This is a genomic window from Psychrobacillus sp. FSL W7-1493 (assembly GCF_038004905.1).
Lineage (GTDB): Bacteria > Bacillota > Bacilli > Bacillales_A > Planococcaceae > Psychrobacillus.
The window spans coordinates 1,639,380-1,652,641 of sequence record NZ_JBBOSB010000001.1; the positions used below are offsets into that span (position 1 = coordinate 1,639,380).

The window sequence follows — 13,262 nt, forward strand, 5'->3', positions numbered from 1 at the left end:
GGAGTGTTTGTGTATGATTAATCACCAAGTTGCTTTTCTTGGACCTGAGGCATCTTTTACCCACTTAGCAACACAGGCATTATTTCCAGAGGCACCATTGTTACCTATCCGTACGATTCCAGAGTGTATTGAGATGGTGAGCAACGGTCAAGTTGAAATAGCAGTAGTGCCATTAGAAAATGCGCTAGAAGGGACGGTTCCTTTAACAATAGATTATTTGTTTCACGAGGCTAACGTCTTTGTTATTGCAGAAATTCTATCACCGATAGCACAGCATTTAATGGTTCATCCAAATAATGAAAAAAGATGGGAAGAGATCTCAAACATTTACTCCCATCCTCATGCTTTGGCCCAGTGTCATAAATATTTGTATTACCGATTTGGTAAGGTTCCACTTGAGCAAGCATCCTCAACTGCAGCCGCAGCCAAATATGTCTCGGAGCACAGTGATCAATGTATTGCAGCAATTGCTAATACTTCAGCTGCTGAAGAATATGGGCTGAAAATCGTGGAACAAAATATTCATGATTTCCATTTTAACCATACTCGTTTCTTTGTCCTTTCAAAGACGAAAACAAGTATTGAAGAAATAGGTCATAACGGACAAATTAAAACGACGGTTATGATTACATTGCCAAAAGATGACCGATCTGGTGCTTTACATCAAGTGCTTTCCGTATTCGCTTGGCGTCAGCTGAACTTAAGTAAAATTGAATCTCGTCCGTTGAAGACGGGTCTAGGACAGTACTTTTTTATTATCGATGTGCTTGAAAATGAAAAAGCACCTATGATGAAAGGTGCGATGGAAGAGCTAATAGCTTTAGGGTGTGAAGTAAAATCACTCGGCTCCTACTATACATATGAAACAAAAGCGGAAGCAACCTCTAACTGAGATGCTTCCGCTTTTTTATCTAATCTGTGGATAAATTAATGTCTAGCTCCACCGCCTTGCCCCTCGGGGTCAAATGGGGAAACACTGCTCCTGCGCAAGCTCGTAGCAAACAGAAGCGTTTGCGGTGGCTGAGGAGCTGCCTCCTCGCATTTCCCCATTTGCCTGTCGGGGCAGACATAGGCGTTTGCGCTTTTCTTAATGAATATTAACCCTCGAACACATAGCCTTTTTCTCGTATTGCTTCGATTCCTCGTTGTAATACCTCTTCATTTGGAGCAGATAACAAATGAATGTGAAGTCCAGCAGTTAGCTCTAATAAAAAAGATGCCTCTGTTTCTTGGACTTTTTTTAAAAAGTTTTCAACATCATGGCGATTAGAAACCATGATAGAGGAGGTGATTTCTCCATAAACCGGATGCTCTACAGTTACACTTTCCACTGTGACACCTGCATCCACTAATGTGAGTAACTCGTCTTTCGTATCTTCTGACTTATGATTACAGGCAATTTTTCTTTTTACAAAGTTACTTTCCTCTTGATTGGGTAGTAAGATGTAACCTTGACTGGTAGACAAAATAGGATGGTTAATAGCTTTTAGTAAAGTGATATCACTGACGATAACCTGCCTACTTACATTAGTTAGCTTCGCAAGATCAGCTCCAGTGATTGGGGAGTTCTGTTCCTTTAAATAAGTCAAGATCCATTCTCTTCGCGCTGCCCCTTTTAATTTTTTCAATGTAAATCCCTCCAATCTTGCATAACGGTATAGTTACTATTCATAAGTTTATCATGAAGGGAAGTAACATTGTTTTAAAATCTGTGACCAATTTTTGATGTTACACATATTTTAATGTGAAGGAAGGAGGAAGACTTTGCAAATTCATATTGTCAAAAAGGGTGACACCCTTTGGAAAATCTCCAGAGAGTATGGAGTTTCTTTTGATGATTTAAAAAAGATTAACGCTCATTTAGCAAATCCAGAATATATAGTACCTGGCATGAAAATCTTCATCCCAGAAACTAAAAAGGCAGAGACTATGGTACATCCGTACGGAGATAATCGTCCCAACAAAAAGGGGATGATGGGGGATGGAACGGCGCAGCCTTACGATGGAAACCTTAAACATATGCAAAAAGCTCAGCCAGCTCAAGTAGCGCCGACACCTAAAGCTCAACCAGCACCACAAGTACCACCTATACAAAAAGCGGAACCTATTCAGACTATGCCTACCATGCCACCAATTCAACCTAAGGCGGAACCAAAAGCGATTCCAATCCCAATCCCAATTCCGATTCCAATTCGCGAATCCAAACCCACACCAGCTCCCGCGCCAAAACCAGTACCAAAACCTGCACCGAAACCTACACCAGCACCTAAGCCAATAGCTCAACCTAAACCAGTTCCAGTTCCAGCTCCAAAACCAGTTCAACCAATTCAACAACCAATTCAACAACCAGTACAACCAATTCAGGTACATCCGATGCCAATGCCTATACCAATTCCATGTCCACCAATGCACCAACCAGTATACACAATGCCATGTCCACCAATGCCTTGCCCACCGATGCCATGTCCGCCAGATTATCCTGTACACTATTTACCGCATATGCAACCAATGGCTGTTCAACCAACGACATCTGCTCCAATGCATATGATGTCTAAGCCAGAATTTGAAATGCCATCGCCAAATAACTGGATGCTAATTGAATCGACGACTATGGAAGCGGAGGGTCAGGTACACTTTAGTGCAACACCTAGTCATCCACGTATGCAAGTGGAAGAAAATGTTCATGAACAGGTAATGCAAATGTTTGTAGAGGATCCATCGTCTGCAATGGAAATGGCTTATGATTATATGCAACATACTCAGCAGCCACAAGCTCACCAAGCATATGCTCAGCCGGAATTTCAACAGTATCCTGCATATAATCAGGTCCAATGTTCATCATGTGGAGGCTCTAACCATGCTCAGCCAGAAATGTATGCACACAACCCATATTTAGGTGGCTATCCTTGCCCTCCACAACATTTTTACCAACCAAATTTTCATTGCCCACCATATCCTCATAGACACTTTTAAATGTGGATACTTATATAAAGCAAATTAAAAAGAATGTGTGGAAGTGGAAAAAGGAAGACGGTATTTTTTCAGTTAAGAAATATGCTTCCCAGGAACAGGCTGCAAAGATAGGCTATATTCATGATGAACTGTCTGCACTTAAAAAACCATTTGTCTTACCTATTATCCCGACTACCCAAAAAGGGTATATCATTCAGCCATGGTTCGAAAATAGTCGTGCAGTAAGCTACAAGGATAAAAAAGATCGATTAGCAACGTACACGTTACTGAAAAGAATGCATGGAACGAGAAGGAAAATAGAATGGGAAAAGAGCCCATTTCTTTATCCCTTTAACCTTATCTCTAAATGGCAAGCTAGGTATTTCAAGGTTTCAGAGATTGTGCCATTCATAGAAACGTACATTGGGTATAACCAAACTAAATTGCTTTTACATTATGGGGAGATTGCTCTTCGCGAAATTCGACCATTTAGTTTGAAGAATTTAACACTTTTACATGGGGATGTAGTTCATCATAATTTTCTAGTAAGAGATGATACGTATAAGATGATTGATTTTGATTTAGCGGTGCTAGGTCCAAAGGAAATGGAGTTTATCCTATGGATTCATCGAGTACTACCTGAAATGGACTACAATATTGAGTTATTTTTAAATGAGTTTCCAGAACTAGAAAAAATAATGTCCAAATACAAAGAAGCAATCATGTATCCGAATGAATTGTATAGAGAATGGTTATATGCATTTGCCTTACCAGAAGAACGTAAACAGAAGTTTATAAATCAGCTTATTCCGTATACGAACAAAGCTTTAACAAATTGGCCTATTTTATGCTATAATTTAAGTCAGCTATAATAGTTTACATGTAGTGGTCGCTCAAAGAACATGGGCGGCCCTCTTTGTTTGATATGTTATAATGATTAGAAGGATTGGTGGGAAATAAAGTATGTATGATTACATAAAAGGGCAGGTCACTCGAGTGACACCTGAATACGTTGTGTTAGAACAACAGGGAATTGGCTATCAATTGTTTACGCCTAATCCGTTCGCCTTTCAAAGAAGTGAGGAAGAAACGCAAGTCTTTACTTATCTACATGTAAGAGAGGATGCCCAACAATTAATGGGCTTTCCTAACCTGGCACAAAGAGAGCTATTTCGAAAATTGATCCTTGTATCTGGAATTGGACCTAAAGGTGCACTAGCCATACTAGCAAGTGGTGAGCCGACACATGTGATACAAGCGATTGAAAGAGAAGATGAATCGTTCTTGGTCAAGTTTCCCGGAGTAGGTAAAAAAACTGCAAGACAAATGATTCTAGATTTAAAAGGTAAATTAAATGACCTAATAGATATCGAACAGCTAGAATTTGAGGACGATGAGCCAAGCCTATTCACTGAGCATGATACTGTTCATGAAATGGAAGAGGCTATGCTCGCACTAACAGCTCTAGGATATTCAGAAAAAGAATTATCCAAAATCCGTCCTAAGCTTAAGGCAAATAATGAATTGACTACAACTGACGAATTCATGAAAAAATCATTGCAGCTACTATTCTCTGGTAAGTAAGAAAGGAGGAGTTTTGTTTGTCAGAACGTGTTATTTCCAGTGAAATTTCTTCCTATGATGAACCTTTTGAGCAATCCCTCCGTCCTCAGTTATTAACTCAGTATATTGGGCAAGATAAAATAAAGCATAATTTGGCTATATTTATTGAAGCTGCAAAAATGAGAAATGAGAGCTTGGATCATTGCTTACTTTATGGTCCACCGGGTCTTGGTAAAACCACACTTGCTGCTGTCATAGCTAACGAAATGAATGTTCAAATGAGGATGACAAGTGGTCCCGCAATTGAGCGTCCAGGTGATTTGGCAGCAATCGTTAGCTCTTTGGAGCCTGGCGATGTATTATTCATTGATGAAATCCATCGTTTAAACCGCTCGATTGAAGAGGTTCTTTATCCAGCTATGGAAGATTTCTGCTTAGATATTGTAGTAGGAAAAGGTCCCTCGGCAAGAAGTGTACGACTTGATCTTCCTCCCTTCACGTTAGTTGGAGCAACAACAAGAGCAGGCGCACTATCTGCCCCTTTACGAGATCGCTTTGGAGTACTGCTTCGTTTGGATTACTATGATGAAGAAGCCCTTACGTCAATTGTATTAAGAAGCGCAGAGCTATTCAATGCAGCAATAGATCATGAATCAGCTGGTGAAATTGCCCGTCGCTCTAGAGGCACCCCCCGTATTGCCAATCGTTTGTTAAAAAGGGTTAGGGATTATGCTCAAGTGAGAGGTAATGGTAACATTACGATAACTATTGCCAAAGAAGCGTTGGAACTATTACAGGTTGACCCTAGAGGGTTGGATCATATTGACCATAAACTGATTAATGCAATGATTGAGCGTTTTAGAGGTGGCCCCGTAGGGTTAGATACTATTGCAGCGAGTATTGGAGAAGAATCTACAACTATTGAGGATGTCTACGAGCCCTATTTAATGCAAATAGGCTTTATACAACGATCTCCTCGTGGAAGAATTGTAACTCCACTTGCTTATGAACATTTAGGAAAACCATTGCCAATCGATGGAAACAATTAATAAAGGATGTCCTTATAAATGAGAGTAGAAGATTTTGATTTTAATTTACCAGAAGAGTTAATCGCACAAGTACCGTTAGCTGATCGGACAAGCAGTAAGCTATTAATTACCGATTATGCGAACCAAAAGCTGACACATACAAATTTTTCGAAAATAATTGATGAATTGCATGAAGGTGACTGCTTGGTACTAAATGACACTAAGGTAATGCCTGCCCGACTAATGGGAACTAAAGAGGATACTGGTGCCAATATTGAGGTGCTTTTGTTAACTCAGTTGGAAGGGGATGAATGGGAAACTCTTGTCAAACCAGCTAAACGAGTGAAAATAGGCACAAAAATAGTGTTTGGTGAAGGATTATTGACAGCAGTATGTACCGGATTAAAAGATCACGGAGGAAGAATATTCCGTTTTGAGTATACTGGAGTATTCTTTGAGGTATTGGACAAGCTCGGCGAGATGCCATTACCACCTTATATTCATGAAAAATTGGAAGATAAGGATCGTTACCAAACGGTTTATGCAAAAGAACAAGGTTCAGCTGCTGCTCCAACGGCAGGCTTACATTTCACAAACGAACTACTAGAGGAGATAAAAGCGAAAGGTATTAAAATCGCATTTGTAACACTTCACGTAGGATTGGGTACATTCAGACCAGTAAGCGTTGATTCCATAGATGACCATGAGATGCATTCGGAATTCTACCGTGTTACACAGGAAACTGCTGAACTGATTAATGGAGTGAAGGAAGCTGGCGGTAAGGTAGTAGCAGTTGGTACCACTTCCACAAGAACATTGGAAACTGTCGCTACAAAATTTGATGGTACATTAAAAGAAGATAGCGGATGGACATCCATTTTCATTTATCCAGGATATGAATTTAAATGTATCGATGGAATGATTACTAACTTCCATTTACCGAAGTCCACACTTGTAATGCTAGTAAGTGCTTTAACATCAAAGGAATTTATATTGTCCGCATACCACGAAGCAATCGAGCAGCGTTATCGCTTCTTTAGCTTTGGAGATGCGATGTTTATAAAAGGAAGGAACTATTAAATGACTGCAATTACGTATGAGTTAATAAAAAAAGATAAACAAACAGGAGCCCGTCTTGGTATTGTACATACACCTCACGGGTCATTCGAGACACCCACCTTTATGCCGGTTGGAACACAAGCAACTGTTAAAACAATGGCTCCAGAAGAAATCAAAGAGATGGACGCAGGAATAATTTTAAGTAATACTTACCATCTGTGGCTTCGACCTGGACATGATATTATTCGTGAAGCTGGCGGATTACACAAATTTATGAATTGGGATCGAGCAATCTTAACAGATTCAGGTGGCTTCCAAGTATTTAGTTTAAGCGATATGCGTAAGATAGAAGAAGAAGGTGTGCATTTCCGCAATCACTTGAATGGGGACAAGCTATTTTTAAGTCCAGAAAAGTCGATGGAGATACAAAATGCACTAGGCTCTGATATTATGATGGCCTTTGATGAATGTCCTCCTTATCCAGCTACTTTCGAATATATGAAAGCATCTGTAGAGCGTACGTCTCGTTGGGCAGAACGATGCTTAACTGCTCATACAAATACTGATAAACAGGGCTTGTTCGGTATCATTCAAGGTGGAGAATATGAAGAGCTTCGTCGCCAGTCAGCGAAGGATTTAATTTCATTAGACTTCCCTGGTTATGCAATTGGTGGTTTATCTGTAGGTGAACCAAAAGACGTTATGAATCGAGTATTAGATTTCACAACTCCTTTAATGCCTGATAACAAGCCTCGTTACTTAATGGGAGTAGGTTCTCCAGACTCATTAATCGATGGCTCTATTCGTGGAGTGGATATGTTTGATTGCGTATTGCCGACACGAATTGCTCGTAACGGAACTTTCTTTACTCACAAAGGTAGATTAGTGATTAAAGGAGCTAAATTTGCTAGAGATTTTGGACCAATCGATGAGAAGTGTGATTGTTATACGTGTAAAAACTATTCTAGAGCATATATTCGTCATCTTTTCAAAGCAGACGAAACCTTTGGACTGCGTTTAGCATCTTACCATAATCTCCATTTCTTGATGAAATTAATGGAAAATGTACGTCAGGCGATAAGAGAAGATCGACTGTTAGATTTTAAAGAAGAGTTTTTTGAAGAGTATGGGTACAACAAACCAAATGCAAAAAACTTCTGATTCTTGTATACTGTATAAAGAGGCAAAGGAGGGGAAATATTAATGGATTTAGTAGGTTTATTGCCAATTATTGCTATGTTCGTCGTTATGTGGTTTTTTATCATTCGACCAGCGCAAAAGAGACAGAAAAGCACTGCCGAAATGCAAAGTAATCTAAAGCGTGGAGATCATATTATTACAGTAGGTGGATTACACGGTAAGGTAGATGCAGTGGATGATCAAACAATTTATGTAGTCGTAGCTGATGGTACTCGTTTACAATTTGAACGTGTTGCAGTTGGACGAGTGGTTACAGATTCTACAATTTAAGTAAAAGAACTTACTCTCTAATGAGTAAGTTTTTTTTTTGTGGGCAATATAAAATTGAGGTGAATTCTATGAATGATACTCTCATAATCATTTTGCGTACAATAGCATTGTATTGGATTATATTAGCTATTTTAAGAATTATGGGAAAAAGAGAAGTCGGCGAGCTAAGTATTTTTGACTTAGTTGTCTTTTTGTTGATTGCAGAAGTGGGTTCAGTTGCAATTGATAATCCGGAAAGTAATTTCTGGCATGCTTTTTTACCAATGGGAATCTTGCTGATTATTCAACTGATTGCCTCGTATACTTCCTTAAAGAGTAAAAAATTTAGAGATATGATGGAGGGCCATCCATCCATTATTATAAAAGATGGTGTGATAGTGGAAAAAGAGATGAGGAAACAGAGATATAATCTAGATGATTTGCTCCAACAGCTTAGAGAACAGCAGATTGGTTCTATTCGTTCAGTTTCCTACGCCTTTTTAGAGCCATCGGGAAACTTATCAGTTTTCAAAAAGAAAGAGGAGCAGTTTATATTTCCTTTAATTATTGATGGAGATATACAAATGGATCATCTTATTCGAATTGGAAAAAGTAAAGAATGGTTATTGGACGAACTGAATAAGAAAATGCTTTATGATTATAAAAAAGTATTCTATTGTTCCTATGAGGAAGAAGAATTATATATTCAACTCAAGACATCTTTTTAATTAAAAAGCCCAAAACCACCCTTTTGAAGGGGATCTTGGACTCTTACTTTTTAACTGTTGGACTTAAAATCTATTTTTAGAGCTTTTAGCTATTTTAAAAATCACACTTAGCTCTTTTCGTCGGATTTGTCCAAATAGTAATAGGCCGATTGTTAAATAAGCTAGAGTAAGTAAACAATCTATTATCAATGATTGGCTACCTATGGACACTAACATTGGTCGAGTAATAATAGTCAAAAGAAATACGACATAAGGTAAAGCGAAGAAAGAGAACCCAATTTGAGCTTCTTTCTTTTGTTTAAGTGAAGCGATATGTAGAAATGAAGTGATCAGAACACCAAATCCTATCGCAACAATTGCACCCTTCTCCTGGATGCCAGCCTGAGATGCTAAGAAAAATAGTAATAGTAGTTTACCTACCCCGCCATAAAGCGAGTTGAGAAATGCGCTATTAGAGCTATTGAGAGCCTGCAAGATAGAGAACAAAGGGCTTTGAATATAGTAAAAGAAAAAAATTGGAGATAGAATTTTCATATAGACTTCTGCGTTTTCAACATGAAACAGTTCATAGACTAGCTCACCACCATGTAAATAGAACAAGGTAGCTGCATAACAGCCCGTTAGCGTAGAAAATTTTAAAGATAAATGGATTCTCTCTTTAAGCAGACTATAGTTCTTTCTAGCATAAGCGTCACTTACAGCAGGTATAAGGACGATAGAGAGTGCAAAGGGTATAAAGGATGGGAAGAGTAGTAACGGTACTAAAACGCCTGAAATTACCCCATATAGCGTTGTAGCAGCAACAGCGCTTATACCCGTAATAGCTAAAGCCTTGATAAAAATGATAGGCTCCAAAAACCATGTGAATGAACCAAAAAGCTTACTGCCAGAAGAAGGTAGGGCTATAGCGAATAAAGGTGGTAGTGGGTAGGCCTTTTTAGACTTTGTATATGTTTGTTGTTTTTTCCACTTTTCATATCTCCATTTGAGATAAAGCAATGATGCTGCCTCTGCAACCAAAGCTAAGAACATGGCGTATGCAGCAGCTTCCTGTGGAGATGAAGATGTTAAAAATAAAGGCAAGGCAAAAGTGATTAGTAAGATACGAACTATTTGTTCAATTAGCTGGGCTATTGCTGTTTCTTCTAATTTAGCAATTCCTTGTAAAAATCCTCTTAAGATTCCACCAGCCGCTGCGATCGGGACAATAGCAATAGATACATAGAGAGTCATCGTGATTGCATCGTTTTTCAAAAGATTACTAGAAATAAGCGGAGTGACAAAAATAAAGATTGGTGTAAAAATAATCATAGATACTACGGTTACAATTACGGAAGTTCGCATAACTGTGAAATAATCAGATATAGCGTTTCTCGTTCGAAGCTCAGCTATAATTTTAGTTATAGCAATCGGTATACCCAATTGGATAAGGGATAAGAAGAAGATAAAGGCTGGATACGCCGTGCTGTAAATACCAACTGCCTCTTCTCCAGTCAACCGAACAAACTGCATGCGGTAAATAAAGCCTAAGAACTTGGACAAAAAAATGGCAAACATTAATACAATGGACCCTCTTAAATACGTTGACAAATTAAACACTTCCTTCTCAAATGCAGGAACTTCGTTTACAATAATAATATGCAAGCCACTTACCACATTATTCTATAAAGAGGTGCAGTATTTTGGAAAACTCATACAATCATATCTTTCTACACGTGCTACCAGCTTTAGAGAGCAAAAAGAGTGAATTTAAAGTTTATCAGTACGAAACAGTAACAGAACAAGATATTTGGAAGTATTGTGTGGAAAAGAAATGGAGGAAGCTAGATGTTCTTTCCTTATCTCTTCATCAGATTGTCAATGACGTTCTTTCTATTACACCAGCAGAGTATATGACTTACGAGCAAATTCAAAACTCTCGAACATCTAATTGGTTTGCAGACATTAACCAAGAGGAATTACAAGTCTTATTAAATCCTCAAAATGAGAAAAAATAAGCAAACAGTCATTTGACAGTAAGGGCATCGTGTTTCATAATAAATGTGTTGCATTTTTTTGGAATTGAAATAGATGGAATATTCTATTTCATAATTGTTTTTAGCAATAGTCTTTCTGACGAAGGAAGTCTGTGGTTATTCTTAGGAGGAAGTACATATGAAAACAAGAGGACGCATAGTTGCGTTTTTACTGCTTCTTGTAATTTTTGCAGGGACAATAAGCCCTACAGTTAGCGGAGTTTTAAATAATATTAAATTAGGGCTAGATTTACAAGGTGGTTTCGAGGTTCTCTATCAGGTTGAGGAACTTCAGGATGGACAAGAGATTACAGATGAGATCGTAGCAGATACGGCTTCAGCTTTAACTAGCCGCATCGACGTGCTTGGTGTAAGTGAGCCTAGTATTCAAATTGAGAATGATCACAGAATCAGGGTACAGCTAGCGGGTGTAGAGGATCAGGAGTCTGCAAGGGAATTGCTATCTACTCAAGCTAATCTAACATTCCGAGATTCTGACGATAATATAATGCTAGATGGTATGGACCTTAAAGAGGGCGGTGCTAAAGCGGCATTCAACCAGCAAGGCCAACCAATCGTTACATTAGAGTTGAAAGAGGCAAGCAAATTTGCAGAAGTAACGGAGCAAATAGCAGCAAGACCAGCTCCAGACAATGTATTAGTAATTTGGTTAGATTTTGAAGAAGGCGTAGATTCCTATGCTGCAGAGGTGTTAAAGGAAGATCCTAAATTTACTTCTAATCCGCGAGTATCTCAACGAATTAGTTCAGATAGTGTGGAAATCTCAGGATCATTTACAGTAGAAGAAACAAAAAATCTTTCTGGTATTTTAAATGCGGGAGCATTACCTGTTAAACTTACCGAAATTTTCTCTACTTCAGTTGGTGCGCAATTCGGTGAGCAAGCATTAGACAGCACTATTCTTGCTAGTATTATAGGTGTTGCGGCTATTTTCATATTTATGATTTTCTATTATCGCTTGCCAGGTCTGGTAGCAGTAATTTCCTTAGTCGTATATATCTTCTTAATCCTAGTCATATTTGATTGGATTAATGGGGTTCTTACTCTCCCAGGTATAGCAGCCATCGTTCTTGGGGTAGGGATGGCAGTCGATGCCAACATCCTAACATATGAACGGATAAGGGAAGAGCTAAGAGTTGGAAAATCGGTGAAAAAATCATTTGAGGCCGGAGCGAAATCTTCATTCTCAGCGATTTTTGATGCGAATGTCACCACCCTTTTAGCAGCAGTTGTATTATTCTATTTTGGTACAAGTTCTGTTAAAGGATTTGCGACACTTTTGATAATTAGTATTTTGGTTGTATTTATAACTGCAGTTTTTGCGTCACGTATTCTTTTAGGACTGCTAGTTCATAGTGGATACTTTGACAATAAACCAGGCTGGTTTGGGATTTCAAAAAAACGTGTTCACTCTCCTGAAGAGGAAGTAGATACGTTAGATTTAACAACGAAGTTTGATCGAGTAGACTTTGTTCATAACCGAAAAATTTATTATACAGCTTCTATTATTTTGACAGTTGCCGGAATTGTCATATTAAGTGTATTTAAGCTAAATCTAGGAATTGATTTCTCTTCTGGTACACGCGTACAGATTGACTCCACTACACCATTGACTCAGGAGATAGTTGCCGAGAAATTGGATGCTATTGGATTGTCTACTGAAGATATCGTCATTTCAGGTGACAATAGCGAAGGAGCAGTTGTCCGTTATAAGGATGAATTCTCTCAAGAAGAGATTAAAAATTTAAAAGCAGATATGAAAGAACAATTTGGAGCGGAACCACAAGTAAGTACAGTTTCACCTACGGTAGGTACGGAACTTGCTGCAAATGCAATGAAAGCATTGTTTTTCGCTGCGTTGGGTATAGTAATTTATGTGGCGTTTCGTTTTGAGTGGCGTATGGGTCTTGCAGCTATAGCTTCCTTACTCCACGATGTTTTCCTAATGGTAGCTATTTTTAGTATTTTACGTTTGGAAGTTGATATTACCTTTATCGCAGCTATATTAACGATAGTAGGTTATTCGATAAATGATACAATTGTAACTTTTGACAGAATTCGAGAAAACCTTCATCGTAGTAAAGCGATTACTACAGAAGAAGAACTTGCAACAATCGTTAATAAGTCTCTTCGCCAAACATTAGGACGTTCAGTCAACACTGTGTTGACAGTGGTTCTTGTAGTAGTAGCCTTATTATTATTTGGTGCTGAAGGTATTAGAAACTTCTCTATTGCACTGTTAATTGGTTTATTAGCAGGAACATATTCATCATTATTTATCGCAGCTCAGTTATGGTATGATCTGAAAGCCAAAGAGCTTCGTAAAACTGGTGGTATTAAAGTGGAAAAAGAAGAGAAAAAATGGGGTTCAGATGAGCCTGTAGTATAATGAAACAAAATAAGGGAGCAGGGTATTTTATACTCTGCCCCTTTTTTCTTTGCAGTAA

The 13,262-nt window shown here is 38.4% G+C and carries 13 protein-coding genes; 11 read left to right on the plus strand and 2 right to left on the minus strand.

Going from position 1 to position 13,262, the window contains the following annotated elements; genetic code table 11:
* Positions 1 to 13: 13 nt before the first annotated feature.
* Entirely contained in the window at positions 14 to 892 is an 879-nt protein-coding gene (gene pheA / locus MKX96_RS08280) for a prephenate dehydratase (protein ID WP_340883168.1), read from the plus strand.
* A gap of 205 nt (positions 893 to 1,097) precedes the next feature.
* Here the strand turns inward: pheA and MKX96_RS08285 are convergent, their stop codons facing one another.
* Positions 1,098 to 1,628 carry a transcription repressor NadR gene (locus tag MKX96_RS08285; RefSeq protein ID WP_340883169.1) on the minus strand — a complete coding sequence of 177 codons (531 nt, stop codon included), beginning with the start codon at positions 1,626 to 1,628 and terminating at the stop codon, positions 1,098 to 1,100.
* Between the two features lie 136 nt (positions 1,629 to 1,764).
* On the opposite strand from MKX96_RS08285, the gene MKX96_RS08290 reads away from it, so the two are divergent.
* From MKX96_RS08290 to MKX96_RS08325, 8 genes are all read left to right on the plus strand, one after another.
* Positions 1,765 to 2,973, plus strand: coding sequence for a LysM peptidoglycan-binding domain-containing protein (locus MKX96_RS08290; protein ID WP_340883170.1), 1,209 nt, complete (start codon positions 1,765 to 1,767; stop codon positions 2,971 to 2,973).
* Between the two features lie 2 nt (positions 2,974 to 2,975).
* On the plus strand, positions 2,976 to 3,824 hold the full coding sequence (locus tag MKX96_RS08295) for a hypothetical protein (protein WP_340883171.1): 849 nt from the start codon (positions 2,976 to 2,978) through the stop codon (positions 3,822 to 3,824).
* Between the two features lie 91 nt (positions 3,825 to 3,915).
* On the plus strand, positions 3,916 to 4,536 hold the full coding sequence (gene ruvA, locus MKX96_RS08300; RefSeq protein ID WP_340883172.1) for a Holliday junction branch migration protein RuvA: 621 nt from the start codon (positions 3,916 to 3,918) through the stop codon (positions 4,534 to 4,536).
* Between the two features lie 17 nt (positions 4,537 to 4,553).
* Entirely contained in the window at positions 4,554 to 5,564 is a 1,011-nt protein-coding gene (gene ruvB / locus MKX96_RS08305) for a Holliday junction branch migration DNA helicase RuvB (RefSeq protein ID WP_298470340.1), read from the plus strand.
* Between the two features lie 18 nt (positions 5,565 to 5,582).
* Positions 5,583 to 6,623 carry a tRNA preQ1(34) S-adenosylmethionine ribosyltransferase-isomerase QueA gene (gene queA, locus MKX96_RS08310; RefSeq protein ID WP_340883173.1) on the plus strand — a complete coding sequence of 347 codons (1,041 nt, stop codon included), beginning with the start codon at positions 5,583 to 5,585 and terminating at the stop codon, positions 6,621 to 6,623.
* Positions 6,624 to 7,763, plus strand: a complete 1,140-nt coding sequence (tgt, locus tag MKX96_RS08315; RefSeq protein ID WP_340883174.1) for a tRNA guanosine(34) transglycosylase Tgt — start codon at positions 6,624 to 6,626, stop codon at positions 7,761 to 7,763.
* Between the two features lie 42 nt (positions 7,764 to 7,805).
* Positions 7,806 to 8,072, plus strand: coding sequence for a preprotein translocase subunit YajC (yajC, locus tag MKX96_RS08320; protein ID WP_169358002.1), 267 nt, complete (start codon positions 7,806 to 7,808; stop codon positions 8,070 to 8,072).
* 68 nt (positions 8,073 to 8,140) lie between these two features.
* Positions 8,141 to 8,779, plus strand: coding sequence for a DUF421 domain-containing protein (locus MKX96_RS08325; RefSeq protein ID WP_340883175.1), 639 nt, complete (start codon positions 8,141 to 8,143; stop codon positions 8,777 to 8,779).
* A 63-nt stretch (positions 8,780 to 8,842) separates the two neighbouring features.
* On the opposite strand, the gene MKX96_RS08330 is transcribed toward MKX96_RS08325, so the two are convergent.
* Entirely contained in the window at positions 8,843 to 10,423 is a 1,581-nt protein-coding gene (locus MKX96_RS08330) for a putative polysaccharide biosynthesis protein (RefSeq protein ID WP_340883176.1), read from the minus strand.
* Between the two features lie 38 nt (positions 10,424 to 10,461).
* Here MKX96_RS08330 and MKX96_RS08335 point away from each other — a divergent pair, with 38 nt between their 5' ends.
* Positions 10,462 to 10,776 (plus strand): post-transcriptional regulator, encoded by a 315-nt coding sequence (locus MKX96_RS08335; protein WP_169358004.1) that lies wholly within the window; start codon positions 10,462 to 10,464, stop codon positions 10,774 to 10,776.
* Positions 10,777 to 10,933: 157 nt separating this feature from the next.
* Positions 10,934 to 13,204, plus strand: a complete 2,271-nt coding sequence (gene secDF / locus MKX96_RS08340; protein WP_340883177.1) for a protein translocase subunit SecDF — start codon at positions 10,934 to 10,936, stop codon at positions 13,202 to 13,204.
* The last annotated feature ends 58 nt before the right edge of the window (positions 13,205 to 13,262 follow it).